At 42.9% G+C, this 19022-nt stretch carries 18 protein-coding genes; 12 read left to right on the top strand and 6 right to left on the bottom strand.

Translation table 11 applies throughout. The features are described 5' to 3' along the window. Nucleotides 1–64: 64 nt before the first annotated feature. A complete protein-coding gene (locus ACQCT5_RS22590) occupies nucleotides 65–811 on the bottom strand; it encodes a TraR/DksA C4-type zinc finger protein (RefSeq protein WP_499645362.1) in 747 nt (248 codons plus the stop codon). Between the two features lie 127 nt (nucleotides 812–938). Continuing rightward, nucleotides 939–1877: a 1,4-dihydroxy-2-naphthoate polyprenyltransferase gene (locus ACQCT5_RS22585; RefSeq protein WP_499645360.1), complete on the bottom strand. Its 939-nt coding sequence runs from the start codon at nucleotides 1875–1877 to the stop codon at nucleotides 939–941. A 256-nt stretch (nucleotides 1878–2133) separates the two neighbouring features. Here ACQCT5_RS22585 and ACQCT5_RS22580 point away from each other — a divergent pair, with 256 nt between their 5' ends. The 10 genes from ACQCT5_RS22580 to ACQCT5_RS22535 all read left to right on the top strand — a co-directional run bounded on the left by ACQCT5_RS22580 (nucleotide 2134) and on the right by ACQCT5_RS22535 (nucleotide 13921). Then, a complete protein-coding gene (locus ACQCT5_RS22580) occupies nucleotides 2134–3528 on the top strand; it encodes an isochorismate synthase (RefSeq protein WP_499645358.1) in 1395 nt (464 codons plus the stop codon). After that, nucleotides 3528–5285, top strand: a complete 1758-nt coding sequence (gene menD, locus ACQCT5_RS22575; protein ID WP_499645356.1) for a 2-succinyl-5-enolpyruvyl-6-hydroxy-3-cyclohexene-1-carboxylic-acid synthase — start codon at nucleotides 3528–3530, stop codon at nucleotides 5283–5285. The genes ACQCT5_RS22580 and menD overlap by 1 nt, the downstream gene beginning before the upstream one ends. After that, the gene (gene menH / locus ACQCT5_RS22570) at nucleotides 5285–6094 is read left to right on the top strand and encodes a 2-succinyl-6-hydroxy-2,4-cyclohexadiene-1-carboxylate synthase (RefSeq protein WP_499645354.1); all 810 of its coding nucleotides are present in this window, start codon (nucleotides 5285–5287) and stop codon (nucleotides 6092–6094) included. Before menD ends, menH begins: the two co-directional genes overlap by 1 nt. A 21-nt stretch (nucleotides 6095–6115) precedes the next feature. Next, nucleotides 6116–6937 carry a 1,4-dihydroxy-2-naphthoyl-CoA synthase gene (gene menB / locus ACQCT5_RS22565; RefSeq protein WP_386646030.1) on the top strand — a complete coding sequence of 274 codons (822 nt, stop codon included), beginning with the start codon at nucleotides 6116–6118 and terminating at the stop codon, nucleotides 6935–6937. An 80-nt stretch (nucleotides 6938–7017) separates the two neighbouring features. Next, nucleotides 7018–8526, top strand: a complete 1509-nt coding sequence (locus tag ACQCT5_RS22560; protein WP_499645352.1) for an o-succinylbenzoate--CoA ligase — start codon at nucleotides 7018–7020, stop codon at nucleotides 8524–8526. After that, nucleotides 8516–9631 carry an o-succinylbenzoate synthase gene (menC, locus tag ACQCT5_RS22555; protein ID WP_499645350.1) on the top strand — a complete coding sequence of 372 codons (1116 nt, stop codon included), beginning with the start codon at nucleotides 8516–8518 and terminating at the stop codon, nucleotides 9629–9631. Before ACQCT5_RS22560 ends, menC begins: the two co-directional genes overlap by 11 nt. Nucleotides 9632–9979: 348 nt before the next feature. Next, nucleotides 9980–10906 carry a metal ABC transporter solute-binding protein, Zn/Mn family gene (locus tag ACQCT5_RS22550; protein ID WP_499645348.1) on the top strand — a complete coding sequence of 309 codons (927 nt, stop codon included), beginning with the start codon at nucleotides 9980–9982 and terminating at the stop codon, nucleotides 10904–10906. 18 nt (nucleotides 10907–10924) lie between these two features. Beyond that, nucleotides 10925–11671 carry a metal ABC transporter ATP-binding protein gene (locus tag ACQCT5_RS22545; RefSeq protein WP_499645346.1) on the top strand — a complete coding sequence of 249 codons (747 nt, stop codon included), beginning with the start codon at nucleotides 10925–10927 and terminating at the stop codon, nucleotides 11669–11671. A 10-nt stretch (nucleotides 11672–11681) separates the two neighbouring features. Further along, nucleotides 11682–13040: a metal ABC transporter permease gene (locus tag ACQCT5_RS22540; protein ID WP_499645344.1), complete on the top strand. Its 1359-nt coding sequence runs from the start codon at nucleotides 11682–11684 to the stop codon at nucleotides 13038–13040. Next, nucleotides 13037–13921 carry a metal ABC transporter permease gene (locus ACQCT5_RS22535; protein ID WP_499645342.1) on the top strand — a complete coding sequence of 295 codons (885 nt, stop codon included), beginning with the start codon at nucleotides 13037–13039 and terminating at the stop codon, nucleotides 13919–13921. Before ACQCT5_RS22540 ends, ACQCT5_RS22535 begins: the two co-directional genes overlap by 4 nt. An 87-nt stretch (nucleotides 13922–14008) precedes the next feature. Here ACQCT5_RS22535 and ACQCT5_RS22530 read toward each other — a convergent pair whose 3' ends face one another. Further along, the gene (locus ACQCT5_RS22530; protein ID WP_386646012.1) at nucleotides 14009–14170 is read right to left on the bottom strand and encodes a DUF1540 domain-containing protein; all 162 of its coding nucleotides are present in this window, start codon (nucleotides 14168–14170) and stop codon (nucleotides 14009–14011) included. A gap of 198 nt (nucleotides 14171–14368) precedes the next feature. Between ACQCT5_RS22530 and ACQCT5_RS22525 the strand changes: the two genes are divergently transcribed. After that, a complete protein-coding gene (locus tag ACQCT5_RS22525) occupies nucleotides 14369–14647 on the top strand; it encodes a DUF2325 domain-containing protein (RefSeq protein WP_499645339.1) in 279 nt (92 codons plus the stop codon). Nucleotides 14648–14689: 42 nt separating this feature from the next. Here the strand turns inward: ACQCT5_RS22525 and ACQCT5_RS22520 are convergent, their stop codons facing one another. Then, nucleotides 14690–15721, bottom strand: coding sequence for a cytochrome d ubiquinol oxidase subunit II (locus tag ACQCT5_RS22520; RefSeq protein ID WP_499645337.1), 1032 nt, complete (start codon nucleotides 15719–15721; stop codon nucleotides 14690–14692). Between the two features lie 15 nt (nucleotides 15722–15736). Next, nucleotides 15737–17089 carry a cytochrome ubiquinol oxidase subunit I gene (locus tag ACQCT5_RS22515; RefSeq protein ID WP_499645334.1) on the bottom strand — a complete coding sequence of 451 codons (1353 nt, stop codon included), beginning with the start codon at nucleotides 17087–17089 and terminating at the stop codon, nucleotides 15737–15739. 251 nt (nucleotides 17090–17340) lie between these two features. On the opposite strand from ACQCT5_RS22515, the gene ACQCT5_RS22510 reads away from it, so the two are divergent. Continuing rightward, the gene (locus ACQCT5_RS22510; protein ID WP_499645332.1) at nucleotides 17341–18285 is read left to right on the top strand and encodes a CobW family GTP-binding protein; all 945 of its coding nucleotides are present in this window, start codon (nucleotides 17341–17343) and stop codon (nucleotides 18283–18285) included. Between the two features lie 54 nt (nucleotides 18286–18339). Here the strand turns inward: ACQCT5_RS22510 and ACQCT5_RS22505 are convergent. Beyond that, on the bottom strand, nucleotides 18340–19022 hold a 683-nt coding region (locus tag ACQCT5_RS22505; RefSeq protein ID WP_499645330.1), incomplete at its 5' end, for a metal ABC transporter solute-binding protein, Zn/Mn family.

Below are 19022 nucleotides of genomic sequence, written 5' to 3'. Positions count from 1 at the left end.
TGGTGCACATTTCTCTATATAAAAAATAGCTGAAGTGTCTAGACACTTCAGCTTCTTCATAGAATCATCCTTCTGTATACGGATCCTTTTCATAGGCTGGCAAATCACCGAATGAGGTCATGGTCCCTTGTTCATCAAGGGCATCTTCATATGCTTCATGTTTTACGGACTGATATACTGTAATGTTCTGGCCATACATATCTGTTCCAATAAAATTTTCGTAATCCTCGACATAGCCTTCATTTTCTTCACTTTCCACATAGGCACGTCCGTAATGCTCGATATCCTCCGAAAAATCGGACGGGGATTCTGAAGTTCCGTAGCTTTGTACAATCTGCCACGTATCCTCGGAATCAAAGGACGTTCCTTCTGATTCATCATATTCAAATCTTCCATATGCCGGGGCTAGCACTTCCTCTTCTACAGGCCGGTTTTTGGAAACAGCCTGATCGGGACTATGCTCCTTGCAGTACGTTGTAGTTGGCAGAGCTTCGAGACGTTCTTCGTTGATTTCTTTTCCGCAAGCTTCACAGATCCCATATGTTCCGTTTTCCATCGCTTGCAGTGCATGATCTATATCCTGCAGTTCTTTTTCGGCATGTTCATTCAAGGCGATATCCTTTTCACGCTCATAAAGCTCTGTCCCAAGGTCTCCGGGATGATTGTCATAAGCGGATAGCTCGCTAACGGTTTCGTATGGATGCTCAATTTCCAATTGATAATGATCATTTTGTTCCAGATGAGCCTTTACTTCTTGTTTTGATTGTTCCAGCTGTTGTTTTAAGTGAGTAATTTTTTCATGGGAAATCATAATGAAGACTCCTTTCAAAATCCTGTCTATTTGTATTATGAACCTCCCACGAAAAAACATGATTTCCAATTAGTGAGCATATTAAAAAGGCCCACACAAAAAGGTGTGAACCTTTGTTTATTGAAAATCAAACAAAATATCCAATTACCAAACCGATTCCTAACAGAAAACCGAAAATGGTATTGGTCTGTGCAGTTGCCACCATTGCAGGCATCATGGTGACATTGCTTTTGTTGTTCGAAAAGCCTTTTATGGCAGATAGCGGCTTGACGATGGACAAGAATACTAATAATGACCAGACTGATGCGTAGTCCAATGCGATAAAGAGCACAATAAGCGTATAGGAAATGATGAACATAGCCGCAAGCAGCGTGATGGCGTTTTTACGCCCAATCAGAATTGCCACCGTCTTTCGGCCGTTCTCCTTGTCGCCTACGATATCACGTATATTGTTTGCCAAAAGAATAGCCCCGACAAGGATGGAGATTGGGATGGAAATTAGCATGCTCGTCGAGGAGACTGTCCCAGTTTGAATATAGAAAGAAATCAGGATGATGACAAATCCCATAAAGAAACCTGCTACAATTTCTCCAAATGGGGTATAGGCAATAGGGAAGGGACCACCTGTATAAAAGTATCCCGCTGCCATACAGGCTGTACCGATTGCAGCAAGCCACCATGTACTATTCAGGCAGATGTATACACCGAGCAGTGTAGCAATCCCAAAGAAGATAAATGCCAATTGCAAAACAGTCTGCGGTTTGACACCGTGACGCACGATCGCGCCGCCGATCCCGACTGAATTTTCATTATCCAAGCCTTTCTTGAAATCGTAATATTCATTGATCATGTTTGTTGCTGCCTGGATTAAAATACTTGCCAATAGCATGGCTAAAAATATTGGCCAATCGATGGCCGTTTCATAAAGGGCGAGCGCTGTACCGATAAAGACAGGTACGAATGCTGCGGTTAATGTATGTGGACGCAACAGGTTCCACCAGACCTTCCACCTTTTTTCGGAAGGTGCTTGAAAACCGGATTGTGAAGTAATAGTCTGAGGCTGCATGATGACCCCTCCATCTAATGAATGAAATACAGAAATATAATATTATAAATACAGTATAAGTGTATGTAAAGGGACAAGGGGTGTCAACGGTTTTTCATAAGAAATAAAGGGAAGATTTAACATGCTATAATAATAATGAAGATAGTAGAAAATATAGGGTCATTTTGTTGACATAAAAAGGTTTTGAGGTGTATCTTAAAGGAAGCTATTCGAGAGACAAAGTCTTGCGGTAACAAGGCCTCGGGGGGAGTCTTACATGATTACAAAGCAATTTCATCATATAGTGGGTTTATGGGAGGAAGCAAAGGTGAAAGCAGCTTCCATAAATCAACCGGTACTTATCAGTTATTCAAAAAAGGTGGATCAGTTGCATCCCCTGCAATTCTTTCAAGCAGGTGCACATTATTTTCCTGGACAACGTTTTTATTGGTCCAATCCTTCCAAGACCCATGTCATGGTTGGAGCTGGTGTGACGAAAGAATTTACTTCGGGTGCGAATGAGGAAAGATTTCACCAAATTGAAGAAGAATGGAAGCGTTTTACCGAGCAATCGGTGAAAAATCAAGATTTGCAACATATCGGACCAGTAATTTATGGCGGCTTTTCTTTTGATCCAAAGAAGGAAAAGACAAAGCTCTGGAGCAATTTTGCGGATGCCCTGTTCGTCCTTCCGACCATCATGCTTACTTCCATTGATAACGAAACGTATTTGACCATCAATTATTGGAGCGACTGCGAAGAGTCACATCTTGAGGAGCTTATGAATATCAAAGAAGAGCTGATTGAAGGAAGCTCTTCTATTAGGCATGCATATGCACCGGGTATTGTGAAATGTTTGGAGATGGATCCGAATGATTGGAAGGAATCCATTCAAACCGTCACAAACCGGATTACAGATGGAATAATGGATAAAGTTGTCCTGGCCAGAGAGCTAAGGGTGCTGTTCCACGACGAAATCAATGTAGATAGCGTTTTGGAAAATCTATTGGAAGAACAGACGAACAGCTATCTCTTTACCGTAGAAAGAGGAACGGATTGCTTTATAGGCGCAACGCCGGAGCAATTGGTGAAAAAGGCTGGCAATGAAGTACATTCCATGTGTTTGGCTGGTTCGATAGGGAGAGGCGCTACTCCGCTTGAAGATGAGAAGTTGGGGAAATGCTTATTAACAGATAATAAAAATATTCATGAACATGAGCTTGTCGTTCAAATGATTAAAAGTGCCCTGCAGGAAGTATGTCATGATGTTACAACACCAAATGAACCGAACCTTTACAAGATGAAGCATATCCAGCATCTTCACACACCAGTGAAGGCCAGTACAGGGAAGGAAGTAAGTCTGGCTGATCTGGTGAATCTGTTACATCCAACCCCGGCACTTGGCGGCTATCCAAGGGAAATATCCATGGAAACGATCAGGGAAGTGGAAAAACTGGACCGTGGATGGTATGCAGGCCCACTTGGCTGGATGGATGCGCAGAATAATGGGGAATTTATTGTGGCAATCCGTTCCGGGCTGCTGCAGGGCAAAGAGGCATCCCTGTTTGCAGGCTGTGGGATTGTCGGCGATTCTGATCCTGAGAGTGAATATCGTGAAACACAAATGAAATTCAAACCAATGTTATCTGCATTAGGGGGCATCAAGGAATAATGAAAGCAACAGACGACATGACATATTATCTTGCGGCTTTTGTAGACGAACTGGTACAGAGCGGAATGACGGATATAGTGATAAGTCCAGGCTCCAGATCGACCCCTATTGCATTATTAATGGCAGAGCACCCAAAGCTTAAGGTGACAGTTCTTATTGATGAACGCTCTGCTTCTTTTTATGCACTTGGGCTGGCCAAGACAACCGGCAAGCCGGTGGCAGTACTTTGTACGTCAGGTACAGCAGCAGCCAATTATTACCCAGCTATTGTGGAAGCCTTCCAGGCACGGATACCCCTATTGGTGTTAACGGCTGATCGACCGCATGAACTAAGGGATATCGGTGCACCGCAAGCGATCGATCAGATAAAAATGTACGGAAGCTATGTGAAATGGTTTGTGGAAATGAGTTTGCCGGTTGATGAGCGGTCGATGATCCAGTATTCCCGTACCATGGCGGCCAGGGCAATTGGAACTTCTATAAGTGCTCCGGGAGGACCAGTTCATTTGAACTTCCCGCTTAGAGAGCCGCTGCTTCCGAATCTGCAAGCAGAAGATCTTTGGACCAAATATGGGGAAGCGAATGGCTCGATTGTCGATGTTCAAGTAGGAGGCTATACGATTAGCGAAGAACGTGCGGCATTCTTTGCACAGCTATTCTCGCAAAAGAAAAAAGGGATAATTGTCTGCGGAGAAATGCCTGACAGCTCGGATTTTTCTGAACTGGTAACAGAGCTTGCAGAAGCACTTCAATATCCGATTTTTGCAGATCCTTTATCCGGCTTGAGGGCAGGATCACATGCCAAAGCGGTGATATGCGAAGGGTATGATGCTTTTTTAAGAGAAGAAGCAGTCAAGGAAGCATTGGAGCCAGAGGTTATCATTCGATTTGGATCCATGCCTGTTTCCAAGTTTCTGATGCAATACATAGCTCGAGCATCTAATGCGGATCACATTGTCATTGACGGAGACGGAGGATGGCGTGATCCGACCCTGCAGGCAAGCTTTATGGTGCACTGCAAGGAGGAAGTGTTCTGCCAAGAAATCCTCCCATTGATTGCACCGAGAAAAGAATCTTCTTGGCTTCAAAAAATCCTATCAGTGAATCACCGCACGAAGAATCTTCTTTCCTCAGCTGTAAAGAGTGAAAACCTATTTGAAGGGAAAGTCATCACGGAGCTTCAAGCGCTGCTTCCGGAAGGGTCAGCTATTTTTGTAGGAAATAGCATGCCAATCCGGGATGCCGATACATTTTTCCTTACAGATGATAAGAACATAAAGGTTTTGGCCAATAGAGGCGCAAATGGTATTGATGGAGTAGTATCGACTGCATTGGCAGCAAGTAAAGCATTTAAGCGATTGGTTCTGGTGATAGGGGATTTATCCTTTTACCATGATATGAATGGGCTACTTGCGGCAAAACTATTAAAGCTTGATGTGACAATCGTCCTGATCAATAACAATGGCGGCGGAATTTTCAGCTTTCTGCCACAATCCAAAATCGAGAATCATTTTGAAGCGCTGTTCGGTACACCGATGCACATGAATTTTGAGCATGCAGCAAAACTGTATGATGCAGACTATTCTCTGGTAGGATCATGGGAAGAGTTCAGAAGTAAGCTCTCGAAATCCTTGTCACATAAAGGCCTGCATATCATCGAGGTTCCGACAAATCGCGAGGAAAATGAACAAGAGCATCGTAAATTGTGGAAAAGTGTTTCCCAGGAAATTAAATTGTCATTAAGTCGTGAAATTTGATGGAAGTAAATGGTGTTTATTATCATTTGGAGACGATTGGCAATGGGCCCAAAAAGCTTCTATGGCTACACGGATTTACGGGAACGGGTAATAATATCAAAGAAGCATTAACATTTTTCAAAAACAATGAAGATTACACATTTTTTCTATTAGATTTCTTGGGGCATGGTAACAGTTCCATTCCAGCAGATTCCGGGCGTTATTCCATGGAGAATACAGTCGAGGATATCAAAGTGATCCTGGATAAGATGGGGATTGCAAAAATCTCATTGTTGGGTTATTCCATGGGTGGAAGGGTCGCACTTGCCTTTACCGCAACATATCCTTCCTACGTGGAAAAACTTGTTCTCGAAAGTGCCTCTCCAGGGTTAAGGACGGAAGAGGAACGTCTGGAAAGAACAAAGGCTGATAAAAGATTAGCTGAGAGGATCCTGCATGACGGATTGGAAGACTTTGTGGAATATTGGACGAACATCCCGTTATTCCAGACTCAAAAGCTGCTTTCCGATGATAGGCAACAGCAGATCAAAGTAAAGCGCCTCCAGAACTCACCCATTGGTTTAGCCAATAGTCTTTCAGGGTTGGGAACCGGATCGCAACCGTCTTACTGGGAACGTCTTGAGGATTGCAAAGTCAAGGTCTTGCTACTCGCAGGAGAAGTGGATAAAAAGTTTGTCTTGATTGCAGAAAAAATGAAAAGACTTATGAAAAATGCTCAATATGTTAAAATAAGTGGAGCAGGACATGCAATACATGTGGAACAACCAAGAAAGTTTGGTAAAATAGTAAGTGAGTTTTTGTCGAATTGAAAACATAGGGAGGAAACAGACATGGCAAGAGAGTGGATAGCAGGCCCTAAACAGTATGAAGATATTTTATATGAAACATATAATGGGATTGCAAAGATTACAATCAACCGTCCGGAAGTACATAATGCATTCCGTCCTAAAACGGTCATGGAATTGATTGAGGCATTTGCATATGCTCGTGATGACGCAAGTGTTGGCGTTATTATCTTAACAGGTGCAGGAGATAAAGCATTCTGTTCTGGTGGAGACCAAAAAGTCCGTGGACATGGCGGATATGTTGGGGAGGATGAAATTCCTCGCTTGAACGTATTAGATCTTCAACGTTTAATCCGCGTGACACCTAAGCCTGTAGTTGCGATGGTGGCTGGCTGGGCAATTGGCGGCGGACATGTACTTCATATCGTATGTGATTTGACGATTGCTGCAGATAATGCCCGCTTCGGTCAAACTGGCCCTAAAGTGGGAAGCTTTGATGCTGGATATGGTTCCGGTTACTTAGCACGTATTGTTGGTCACAAAAAGGCTCGTGAAATCTGGTACCTATGCCGTCAGTACAATGCGCAGGAAGCATTGGATATGGGGCTTGTTAATACAGTGGTACCTTTGGAGCAATTGGAAGATGAAACAGTTAAATGGTGTGAAGAGATGCTTGAGAACAGTCCAACTGCTCTTCGCTTCCTCAAAGCTGCATTTAATGCTGACACAGACGGATTGGCTGGTATTCAGCAGTTCGCTGGCGATGCGACGTTACTTTATTATACAACCGATGAAGCAAAAGAAGGCCGTGACGCGTTCAAGGAGAAGAGAAAACCGGACTTCGGTCAATTCCCTCGCTTCCCTTAATCACGAATGTATGGGGGGCAATTTAGAAGCATGGTGCTTTTAAATTGCTCTCCTTTTTTATATTACAAAATAGTGAGGTGATGAATGCGATGATGGTTCCCAATTTTTTGTTGAAAAGAGCAAGCCTCACTCCCAATCGGGTTGCAATTGAAATGGATCAGGAAAAGCTGACTTTTGCACAACTGAACGAGCGTTCCATAGATATTGCTTCAAGGCTCTCTGCTAATGGTGTTAGAGCTGGTGACGCTATTTCGGTTTTTATGAAAAATAGTATGGACATGGTGATTCTTCTTTTCGCATTAAAGCATATTGGCGCGATAACAGTTTTACATAACTTAAGATTGACGCCAAATGAGCTGGGATTCCAACTAAAGAACTCCAGGTCAAAATTGCTGGTGACAGATGTAGAGAAAGTGAATCCTCTGCTTGAATTTCTGGAGTTAGAGGAAGGTCGCATCATCTCGATAGACGCTCTTTCTCAAATGGAAGCGTGTCCGTTTACCCTCGTGGAAGAATTTCAACTTGATTTAGTGGATACAATCATGTACACAAGCGGAACAACCGGCCACCCAAAAGGAGTAAAGCAAACCTACGGGAATCACTTTTGGAGTGCGTCAGGTTCGGCATTGAATCTTGGTATTTATGAAAAAGATGCCTGGCTTGCTGCTGTACCATTATTCCATATTAGCGGTCTGTCGATTTTGATGCGTGGTGTCATCTATGGGATGAGGGTTGTGCTTCATGAGAAATTTGATGCCGAGCATGTAAATGAGGATATTATGAGTAAAGGAGTAACCATTGTGTCCGTTGTTAGTACAATGCTGCAGCAGCTTTTGGAGGAGTTAGGTGAAAGAACATATCCAGCAACATTCCGGTGCATGCTGGCTGGAGGAGGTCCAATTCCTTTTCCAATGCTAAAGGAATGTGAAAAGAAGGGAATCCCTGTGTTTCAGACATATGGGATGACAGAAACATGCTCCCAAATTGTAACGCTCTCTCCGGAAGCGGCACTTTTGAAAATCGGGAGTGCGGGTAAGGCCCTTTTTTCCTGCCAGGCAAAAATAATGGTTGGTAACAAGGAAGCAAAGCCAGGCGAGGCGGGAGAAATATTGGTGAAAGGCCCGAATGTCACACCAGGTTATTTTCATAATGAGGAAGCTACGCAACGAGCAATCCAAAATGGCTGGCTCCATACTGGAGATATCGGGTATTTGGATGAGGATGGGTTTCTATTTGTATTAGATCGTAGAAGTGACCTGATTATTTCGGGAGGGGAAAACGTGTATCCAGCTGAAATCGAGGCAGTGCTCATGGCACATCCCTCCGTAAAGGATGCAGGTGTGGGAGCTATGGAAGATGACCGCTGGGGGCAGGTCCCTGTCGCTTTTGTCGTTCTAAATGATCAGGATGTCTCGGAAAGTGAAATAATGGACTTCGCCTCACAACGGTTGGCCAAATATAAGGTTCCAAAAAGAATGGTGAAGGTACTTGAATTGCCTCGTAATGCATCTAACAAACTTGTAAGAAGAAAACTGATGGAATACATGCCTAACTCTGAACAAGGTAGGGGTTCTGGTCATGAAGATTAAGAAGATAGAGATGTTTCTCACCCAAATGGAGCTTCTTCAGCCTTTTCGCACTCACATAGGAACAGTATCCGACCGAGAGAGCATCCTCTTGAAAATGACAGACATGGACGGAGTCAGCGGCTGGGGAGAGGTGGTTGCTTTCTCTTCCCCCTGGTACACCGAAGAAACGATTCAAACTTCCTGGCATATGCTGGAAGACTTTTTTATACCTTGCCTTATACAAGGGCAATGGGAGCATCCCAGTGAAATCCATGATGCCCTGCTGGTTTGGAAGGGAAATCCGATGGCAAGAGCGGGATTAGAGATGGCAGGATGGGATCTTTTTGCGAAGAAAACAGGAAAATCCTTAGCAGCCTATATTGGTGGAACTCGTAAAAAGGTCGATGCAGGTGTGGTTGTAAGCGTGGACTCGCCAAGCAGCATTATTGAAGCGATAACCCTGCGTTTAAAAGAAGGCTATCGGCGGGTGAAGGTGAAAATCGATCCCGGACATGATTTTGAAATGCTACATGCAATCAGAAGGGAATTCCCACAGCTTGCACTAATAGCGGATGCAAACTCTGCATATACGCTTGATGATGTCGATAGGTTGAGGAAACTGGATGAACTTCAGCTTATGATGATCGAACAGCCGCTTGCCTCGGATGATATTGTGGAGCATGCGGAGCTGCAAAAGCAGTTAAATACTCCAATCTGTCTGGATGAAAGCATTGTTTCCTACCAGGATGCAGTTAATGCCATCAAGCTTGGAAGCTGTCAGGTGATCAATATAAAGATTGGTCGAGTCGGTGGGCTTACAAATGCCATCCGGATACATGACCTTTGTAGGCGGAATGGACTACCGGTCTGGTGTGGAGGGATGCTGGAAACAGGCATTTCCAGATCATTCAATATTGGCCTTGCTTCCCTGCCAAACTTTACGATTCCCGGGGATATATCCGCATCCTCCCGGTATTGGAAGCAGGACGTCATCGAGCCGGAGGTCGTTGTTACACAAGGGAAGATAACTGTGCCAACCTCACCCGGTATAGGCTATAGAGTGAACGAGAGATATATAAAAGAAATAAGTGCAAAAACTAAAACTTTCCAAAATGAATCCCAATAAAAACAAAAAGCCCCTGCAGCTCGCAGGGGTTTTTAATTGTGGCATAAACCTTTAAGAATTCGACTTGAATGGACATTCTCCTGCCAGGGCCAGACCCCAAAAATAAAAATAGTTTTCAAAAAACTTTGCTTGACAAAAGTTTGCTTAGGGTTTAAGTTTTGTATTAGGGAAACATTTTGAGATGAAGCTCAAATTAGTGAGCTTGTCAAAGATACTGACACATTTTTTCCGGAGTCCGCATAGATTAAATTGGAATCTGATAAGAGTGTGTATATTTTTACCAAAAAACTTGCGTTAGAGAAACATTTGTTGCTATACACAATTTTATGAGGGAGAGGGAATACAATTATGAAAACAATATTTATGAGATTTTTACTTCTTGGAGCCATCAGTTTGGGATTGACTGCATGTTCAGGAGCAGCAACAGGAAACGATAGTGGCAAATTGAAAGTCACCACCACCATTGCACAAATTGGAGACATTGTTGTAAACGTTGGAGGAGAGCACGTTGAAGTGGAATCATTAATGGGACCGGGGATTGATCCTCATCTTTATCAGGCGTCCCAAGGTGATATTGGTAAACTGAGCAAAGCGGATATCATTTTTTATAATGGCCTTCATTTGGAAGGGAAAATGGGAGATATTCTGGAGAAAATGTCTAAAGATAAACCGACTGTAGCAGTGGGAGAGTCTATTCCAGAAGAATTACTACTGACTGCTGATGGGGAATCAAATAAGAAAGATCCGCATGTATGGTTTGATATCACGCTATGGATTCATGCAGTGGAGGCGGTAACGGAAACCTTGGTGGAACAGGATAAAGAAAATGCACGCACCTATGAAGAGAATGCTGAAGAATATATAGAAGAATTAAAGGAATTGGATGCCTATGGAAAAGAGAAAATCGCATCCATCCCCGAAGAAAGCAGAGTACTTGTTACCGCTCATGATGCATTCAAGTATTTCGGTGAGGCATATGGAATGGAAGTTACCGGTTTGCAAGGGCTCAGTACCGATGCGGAATTCGGATTAAAGGATGTACAGAGCATCATTGACTTATTGGTTGATAGAAATGTAAAAGCGGTGTTTGTGGAAAGCAGTATTTCGGAAGATTCGATCAATGCAGTTGTAAAAGGTGCGGAGAGCCGCGGCCATACTGTAGTCATCGGCGGGGAGTTATACTCTGACGCCATGGGGGAAGCCGGTACAGAGACAGGAACATATCTGGGCATGTTCAAACATAATATTGATACAATCGTGGAAGCCCTAAAATAAGAAGGTAAGGTGAACATCATGGAACCAGTAAAGATTGAAAATCTGACAGTGGCATACCATCGAAAACCAGTATTGAAAGAAATCAGCTTTACCGTTCCTGAAGGAAAGCTTATTGGCATCATCGGTCCGAATGGTGCAGGTAAGTCGACCCTTATCAAGGCAGCGCTGGAACTGATCCCGAAAGCATCAGGAACCATCTCCATCTACGGTAAGCCTTATCGATCACAGAGGAAATTGATCGGCTATGTTCCTCAACGCGGTTCAGTTGACTGGGATTTCCCGACGAATGCGTTGGATGTGGTGCTCATGGGAAGGTATGGACATATTGGCTGGATAAAAAGACCGAGCAAGAAAGATATTGAATTTGCATACGAATGCCTGGATAAAGTCGGAATGAGAGATTATGCAACAAGACAGATCAGCCAGCTTTCGGGAGGACAGCAGCAGCGTGTATTCCTGGCAAGGGCACTTGCTCAGGATGCGAGCATCTATTTTATGGATGAACCATTTGTCGGGGTGGATGCAGCTACAGAAAAAGCGATCATCACCATCCTGAACGAGTTGAAGTCACAGGGGAAGACAGTATTGGTCGTCCATCATGATCTTCAAACCGTCAAAGAATACTTTGATTGGGTGCTTTTAATCAATCTTAGAAAAATAGCTATAGGACCGACGGATGAAGTCTTTACGATGGAGAATTTACAAAGAACATATGGCGGCCGTCTTGCATTTCTAGATCAAAATCAGGCAATCGTAGAACAGTAGGAGTGACAAAATGGATACGATACTTTATATGCTGAGAGATCCAAATGTTCAATGGGTTCTATTAGGGACAGTATTGCTTGGCATTGCGAGTGGGGTGCTTGGCAGCTTTGCATTGCTTAGAAAGCAGAGCTTGATCGGAGATGCCATGGCGCATGCAGCACTTCCTGGAATATGTATTGCATTTTTGCTCTATGGGGCGAAATCCATGTCCTGGTTCCTGATAGGTGCCGCGATATCGGGACTGATTGGAACCTATTGTATACAGGCAGTAATCAAGCATTCGAGAATCAAAGAGGATACAGCAATCGGGCTTGTACTTTCCGTCTTTTTTGGAGCGGGGATTGTACTGCTGACTTATGTACAGCACCATGGTAAGGGAAATCAAGCAGGTCTTGATTCCTTTATTTTCGGGCAGGCAGCCGCAATAGTTGGAGTGGATGTGCAAATTATCAGCACAATAGCGTTTGTCCTGATTTTTATCACTTTCCTCTTATTCAAGGAATTAAAGCTTATCACGTTTGATCCTCAATTCGCCCAAGGCTTGGGAATGCCGGTAAAATGGCTGAATGGTCTCCTTATGACCTTGATTGTAGGAGCGGTAGTCATTGGTCTTCAGGCGGTTGGTGTAATCCTGATGGCAGCGATGCTGATTACTCCGGCTATAACTGCGAGGTATTGGACAGAACGATTAGATCACATGGTAATTTTAGCTGGCTTGGTTGGTGCAATATCAGGCGTTTTCGGGACTCTGTTAAGTACTGTATCCAGAGGGATGCCGACAGGTCCCCTTATTATCATGGCAGCGACTATTTGTTTTATCTTTTCTTTATTGTTTGGAACAAAAAAAGGATTGGTTCCAAGAGCAATCAAACAGATGAAAGTAAAGAATCAGATTACATGCGAAAATGTCTTATCGTCCTTGTATGAACTTTCGGAAAAATCTTTATTGAATACAGAAGGCAAGTCAATGGGAAGCTTTTCTCTCGAATCAGTCCTTGACCTCAGACCAACACATACAATGGTCTTGCGGAAGGTATTAAAAGAGCTTAGACAAAAAAAGCTGATATTCATTGAAGAAAACGGGTTTATTGGATTAACTGAAAAAGGGCTGAAGCATGCCCATGGAATTGTCCTCAAAAACCGTCTCATGGATATGTATCTAATGTTTGAAAGTAAGTTTCCTGAATCAAATTGGAGAGAAGGCAGCATGGATCTGTTGGATGGACCGAAGGAAATAGTAGAGGAGCTGCGCTCATTACTAAAGGATTTCGGTAAAGATCCGATTGCTTATCCGCTATATGAGGCAAAATGCAAAAGAAATTCAGCTGGGCTTCAATCCATCTTGAAAGGGAGTGCCGGTCCATTATGAGTTATGAAGGATGGATAATCTTAACCGGCTCGCTTGTAGGTATCACGAGCGGAATCACCGGATGTTTTCTTATATTAAGAAAAATGGCAATGCTTGCAGATGCTATCAGCCATACCGTTTTACTTGGAATCGTTGGTGCATATCTGGTGTCCAGCAGTCTAGAAGGCATATATATGTTCGGTGGAGCCCTATTGGTGGGACTATTGACAGCTTTCTTTGTTCAGCTTCTCCATTCATCCGGTGTGCAATCCGATGCAGCAATTGGTGTAGTTTTCACTTCATTGTTTGCTTTGGGGGTCATCCTCGTATCGATGTATGCAGGAAAGATCCATCTGGATGTGGATCATGCGTTGATGGGGGAGATTGCATTCGTGCCATGGGATACCTTCGTTTTTGCGGGGATGGAGCTTGGACCGAAAGCCGTCTGGATGCTCGGAACGGTTCTTATCATTAATATCGCATTGATTGTCTTTTTCTATAAGGAGCTTAAAATCTGTGCGTTTGACCCGGAGATGGCAGCAGCAATCGGCATACCTGTCATGTTCATGCATTATCTTTTGATGGGGATGCTCTCCATCACAACTGTCGCTTCGTTTGACAGTGTCGGGGCAATTTTGGTCGTGGCCATGCTGATAGCACCAGGAGCAAGTGCCTACCTCTTGACCGATAGATTGAGTGTGATGTTGGTATTAAGTGCTGTCATAGGAGTTGCTTCTGCTGTACTGGGATATTATTTTGCTTACTTCTACAATGTTTCCATTTCCGGATCTATGGCAATGATGGCAGGAGTATTGTTTGTTCTTACCTTTTTCCTGTCACCAAAACATGGTATTGTGATGAAATGGATTTTCAGAAGATCTTTAACAAAAGAATCGGTATAGGTTGCAGACGACATCTGCAGGAAATTACCTAATAAAGAGGACTAGGGGGAAATGACCCTAGTCCTCTTTTGTTCTTTTGTTTTCATCTTAATGTGAAGGTTCAAATGTTTTGCAATCGGTATCTTTGCTATCATGTGCAGTGTTTCCTTTGTGGCTTACTACATAGATAGCATCTGCGTTACAACGGTTTCCTTGTCCCCAGAAGTTGCAGTTTTCCACTTCGCATAAAACCTCAACATCTCTAGCCATTGTCTCGTCCTCCTTTTGTGTAGAAGATACCTTCTTAATTTCTCCACACATGCAAATCCCATTCTTCCTTTTTTAGGAAATTTAGTAATTAGTGAATAATTTTTATATTTTATTGACAAAGAGAATCATTCTCAATTATTATAGATTCAACAAGAGAGAATCGTTCTCAATTAAAAGGTGAGGAAAGGGTGTAATAATATGACATCGTTAATGGTGGTAGGAGCAGATCATTTAGGGAATATTCAAGATAAATTGAAGTCGTTTGGTTTTGAGGATATTGTACATGTGGATGGCAGAAAGGTGCAGGTTGTGAAGCGTTCAATTCCGGATCACGTGGATTTGATACTGGTACTGACGGATTACATAAATCATAATTTGGCAAAAGTCATCAAGCAGAAAGCAAAGGAATGTAACAAGCCTGTGTACTACTGTAAAAGGTCCTGGAGTTCGATCCAGCAGACATTAAGCAGAGTATAGGGAGGGATCATTTAAATAAGCCAAGAGGAATTCCCCTTGACCTTAATTTTCACTCTTAATATAGCGGTCATCCTTCATAAACAAACGCCAAAAGTAAATAAAACCAGGAAAAAGAATGACGAAGCCGACAATATAGGAAATGAATAGCGCTCGAAATGAGGCAGGATCTGTAAATCCGTTCTCGATGGTGACGTTAGGATGGATGATGTATGGCAAATGTGCTCGCCCGTAAGCGTAGCTTGCTAAAGCGTATTGGATAAATGCCGAAACAACAGCAAGCCGAGGCAAACCGGTCCAACCATTCCTTTTATCCGGTAACACAAGTGCGACACCTGTTACGACAAACATGCCAGCTGAAATGAACAGCCACACCAGATATTCCATCATCCCATTAAATAGCCAGCCTGCCTCATATCTCATGGTAATCATAATCAATAATGCACCGAACAATGAAGCAGGTCCAAGAATCAGGGCATCCCGGCGGTAGATTTCATAAGCATCTTTATCGTTTGCCACTTTAGAAAAGTCAGCAAGCAAAAGAGAGGACAGGAATAAGGTACTGCTGATGGCAAATAGGATAAAGGAGAGCGCATGTGGACTTGCCAGCAGTCGGCCAAGCATCAGCCTATCCACTCCATCCACGGTATCAACATAGCCACCGTGTGTGACTGGCAGTACAAGTATAAGAAAAGCGGGAATCAAGAATCCGGTAATTCCTGAAATATAGGTTAAGGGCTTTTGATAGTCTTCTACAATATGGGAAAAAACCAGAAAACCGCTTCTGACAGCCAGAAGTAGCAAAATGATGCTTCCTGGAATCAATAATACCGTTCCCAATGTATAGGCGGCACTCGGAAAAAAGCTATAGATGGCTACCACCACTGCCACGATAAATACATTGGTCACTTCCCAGGTCGGAGAAAGGTAGCGGTTTGCAATATTGGTCGCGTTCGTTTTGTTATTTTTTATATAGAGCATCGACCAGAAGCCGGCACCGAAATCCATGGTGGCCATTACCGCATAGATGAAAATAAATCCCCAGAGTACAGTAATGGCAAGTATTGCATCTGTCATAAGATCAGTTCCTTTCTAGACTTGAACCCCGGAATTGGAAGGAGGAAGCTCAGTCAGTTCGTCCTCAAGTGGATGCCGCTTAAAGTAGTGGCGAAGCACCCATATAACTGCAACACCCAGTAGTACATAAATAAACGCAAAAGCAATAAAAAGAGTAGCTAGGTTCTGATTTCCTGTTACTGCTTCTTCCGTCAGCATGACACGGTAGATCACCCAAGGCTGACGGCCGGTACAAGCAAATATCCAGCCAAATTCTATGGCGAGCATTGCCAAGGGGCCAGCAGCTACAAAAAGCCACATAAGCCATTTAGGAAAAGTGGGCTTTTTCAAAATCTTGCTCCAAAAGAATCCTATAAGGGATAAGAAAATCAGCATCGACCCGATCCCCACCATTCCGTTGAACAGCGTGTGCACAAATAGTGGTGGCCAGTACTCCTCGGGAAAATCGTTCAAGCCGACAACAACGGTATCAAAGCGGTCATCGGCCAAAAAGCTCAGCGCCCAAGGTATTTCAATGCCCCATTTAACCTCTTGGGTTTCACGATCGGTGAATCCACCAACCGCCAAGGGAGCGTATGCCTGAGTCTCAAAAAGTCCTTCTGCAGCAGCAAGCTTTTCCGGCTGATATTGATGCAGGAGCTGTGCAGATTCATGGCCATTTATTGCAGTCATGAAAGAGAAGATGCCTCCTACTACCAAGCCCATAATCAATGCCTTTCGATGGAATTTGTATACTCGTTCGTTATGCTTGTTGCGAAGCATTTTGTAAGCAGCGACAGAGGCAATGACAAAAGCTCCTGTCATGAATGCAGATACCGCCACATGAGCAGCAGTGACGATAAAACTAGGGTTGAAGAAGGCAGCCCACGGGTCGACATCCACTATTTCCCCATTTTCAATACGAAAGCCTGCAGGTGTTCCTTCAAATGCATGCACATTGGTAATTAAAACAGCAGAAGCAGCTGCCCCAATTGTCACTAAAGTCACACTGAAAATCCTCATCCAAGGTGATATGCGATCAGCTGCATACACATAAATGGATATAAACAGAGCTTCAATGAAGAATGCATAGATTTCTATTTGAAAAGGAAGTGCCATCACTTTACCGATTACTTCCATGAAGCCCGGCCATAAGAGGGAGAGCTGGACACCTGCAATCGTACCGGTCGGGATGGCCACACCTAATAGAACGGCCTTTGCCTTTGTCCATCTTTTGGCCATTACGGCATATTCCCGATTTTTTGTTTTCTGGTACATCAATTCCGCAATTAATATCATAAGCGGAATCCCGACTCCAAGTGTCGCAAAAATGATATGAAATCCCATCGTCGTTCCAAAGAGGGATCTTGCAATAACTACATCATCCATACAGATACTTCCCTTCGCACAAATCTGTTCCTATCTTCTACAAGTTATAGTCCACATTTTTCCACTAAATATGCATTTTTTTCTAAAAGAAGAGGAAAGGAAAAGGTTTAAATAGAATGTTTGATAAGGAAAAAGAATAATAGTATAATTAAATAGTAATCATTACGTTTTATCTGGAAAATTATTTTCTTTTATTATTTATCTATATAATGGGTATTAGAAACGTAAGTCTATTGGAAGGGGTGCTTTGATTGAAAACGAAGGTTCCGGTGTATGTAATCAGTGGATTTTTAGGCAGCGGAAAGACAACCGTACTTTTACATATGATCAGTCATTTTAGAAATAACGGAAAAAAGCCAGGTATCATCCTGAATGAACTTGGTGATGAAAATGTGGAAAACCATCTTTTTGAAGGACAGCAGGTGGTGGAGCTTTTAAATGGATGTATTTGCTGCACCATCCAGGATGATTTGAAAACAACCTTAAAAGGTTATATAAATGAAGAAATTGATGTTCTTTTGATTGAAGGAACTGGTGTTGCGAATCCATTGGAAATCAAGGATGTCCTGCTTGATCCGCTGTATATGGATCACTTTGAATTACAATCGATGATCAGCCTCGTGGATGCAAGTCATTATTTGGAGTATCAAAGCTTTTTTAACAGCTCCAAGGAAATAAGGGCCTTGTTAAAGGAGCAGGTCACCTCGGCTAATTTGCTGGTTCTCAATAAAATCGATTTGGTGTCGGAAAAAGAGTTGAACAAAGTGGAAGCCAAGCTGGCAGATGAATTGGACAATCATGTTCCAATCTACAGAACAAGCTTTGGTGAAGTTCCTTTGGAACTGATGCTTGAGAAACGATTCCATGTCAGGGAGGTCTCCCACTCCCATTCCACTCATGAACATTCTCACCATCATCACCATATTGAAGCAACAAAGCTGAGAGTGGGGAGCCCCGTTAAAAAGGATGTGCTGGAAAAACAACTGAAAAAGCTATCCAGGCATGTTATTCGAGCCAAGGGGATCATACAGCTTGCAGACGATTCAGGATATTTTGAGTTTCAATATGCTGCAGGGCAGTTGCGGCTCAACAAAATAGAAGAACCGAATGGAATAACCCCTACGGTTGTTCTAATAGGTGATAAATTGGAGCCGGATAAAGTGGAGAGGTTCTATAAAGAGCTGACAGAACAGTAAAATGGCATGAAAAAGCCCCAACTTTTTATTGATATAAAAAGTTGGGGCTTTTTTTTAGTTTAATGCTTTCTCCAAGGTTTCCAAATTCTTTCTCATCAAGCTGAAATAGTCTTCTTTATTCTTTATATCTTCTTCTGTTGCTGCTTCAAGATTATGCAAGGTTAATGCTTCCGCTTTTATTTCATCTTTTACTACTTCCGCAATTTTACCGGTGATATTCTGATCGAAAATAACATATTGAATGTTGTTTTCTTTTGCTTTAGCAATAATTTCAGTTAGTTGCTTCTGAGAGGGCTCCTGTGTTGGAGATAAACCATTTACGCTGATTTGCTCCAGACCATATTGCTCTTCCCAGTAGCCATATGCTGCATGAGATACCAGTATCTTATTTGTCTGGGCGGATTCCATTGTTTCTTTATATTCCGAATCCAACGCTTCTAATTCCTCTTTTAGAGATTTAAAGTTAGCTTCGAAATCTTCCTTTTCCTCTGGCTTTAATTCCACCAAAGCATTTTTAATATTTTCCGCTAGAGATATAGAAAGAGTAGGGCTTAACCACACATGTGGGTCTCCATCAGCGTGATTGTGCTCATCTTCCTCGTGAGCTTCGTCCTCATGTGAGTGCTCATCTTCTTCGTGAGCTTCTTCCTCATGTGAGTGCTCATCTTCTTCGTGAGCTTCGTCCTCATGTGAGTGCTCATCTTCTTCGTGAGCTTCTTCCTCATGTGAGTGCTCAT

Source organism: Sutcliffiella halmapala (assembly GCF_050107295.1).
Lineage (GTDB): Bacteria > Bacillota > Bacilli > Bacillales > Bacillaceae_I > Sutcliffiella_A > Sutcliffiella_A halmapala_A.
Note: the sequence above shows the minus strand (reverse complement) of the source record. Positions and strands in the feature narration are given on the sequence as shown.

What these genes read in the sequence shown, in the direction of transcription:
- ACQCT5_RS22520 (WP_499645337.1), bottom strand. Translation starts at nt 15,721, where the DNA reads ATGACAGATGCAATACTTGCCATTACTGTACTCTGGGGATTTATTTTC.
- menH (WP_499645354.1), top strand. Translation starts at nt 5,285, where the DNA reads ATGGAAGTAAATGGTGTTTATTATCATTTGGAGACGATTGGCAATGGG.
- ACQCT5_RS22545 (WP_499645346.1), top strand. Translation starts at nt 10,925, where the DNA reads ATGGAACCAGTAAAGATTGAAAATCTGACAGTGGCATACCATCGAAAA.
- menD (WP_499645356.1), top strand. Translation starts at nt 3,528, where the DNA reads ATGAAAGCAACAGACGACATGACATATTATCTTGCGGCTTTTGTAGAC.
- ACQCT5_RS22590 (WP_499645362.1), bottom strand. Translation starts at nt 811, where the DNA reads ATGATTTCCCATGAAAAAATTACTCACTTAAAACAACAGCTGGAACAA.
- ACQCT5_RS22585 (WP_499645360.1), bottom strand. Translation starts at nt 1,877, where the DNA reads ATGCAGCCTCAGACTATTACTTCACAATCCGGTTTTCAAGCACCTTCC.
- menB (WP_386646030.1), top strand. Translation starts at nt 6,116, where the DNA reads ATGGCAAGAGAGTGGATAGCAGGCCCTAAACAGTATGAAGATATTTTA.
- ACQCT5_RS22560 (WP_499645352.1), top strand. Translation starts at nt 7,018, where the DNA reads ATGAATGCGATGATGGTTCCCAATTTTTTGTTGAAAAGAGCAAGCCTC.
- ACQCT5_RS22550 (WP_499645348.1), top strand. Translation starts at nt 9,980, where the DNA reads ATGAAAACAATATTTATGAGATTTTTACTTCTTGGAGCCATCAGTTTG.
- ACQCT5_RS22530 (WP_386646012.1), bottom strand. Translation starts at nt 14,170, where the DNA reads ATGGCTAGAGATGTTGAGGTTTTATGCGAAGTGGAAAACTGCAACTTC.
- ACQCT5_RS22580 (WP_499645358.1), top strand. Translation starts at nt 2,134, where the DNA reads ATGATTACAAAGCAATTTCATCATATAGTGGGTTTATGGGAGGAAGCA.
- ACQCT5_RS22525 (WP_499645339.1), top strand. Translation starts at nt 14,369, where the DNA reads ATGACATCGTTAATGGTGGTAGGAGCAGATCATTTAGGGAATATTCAA.
- ACQCT5_RS22535 (WP_499645342.1), top strand. Translation starts at nt 13,037, where the DNA reads ATGAGTTATGAAGGATGGATAATCTTAACCGGCTCGCTTGTAGGTATC.
- ACQCT5_RS22515 (WP_499645334.1), bottom strand. Translation starts at nt 17,089, where the DNA reads ATGGATGATGTAGTTATTGCAAGATCCCTCTTTGGAACGACGATGGGA.
- menC (WP_499645350.1), top strand. Translation starts at nt 8,516, where the DNA reads ATGAAGATTAAGAAGATAGAGATGTTTCTCACCCAAATGGAGCTTCTT.
- ACQCT5_RS22540 (WP_499645344.1), top strand. Translation starts at nt 11,682, where the DNA reads ATGGATACGATACTTTATATGCTGAGAGATCCAAATGTTCAATGGGTT.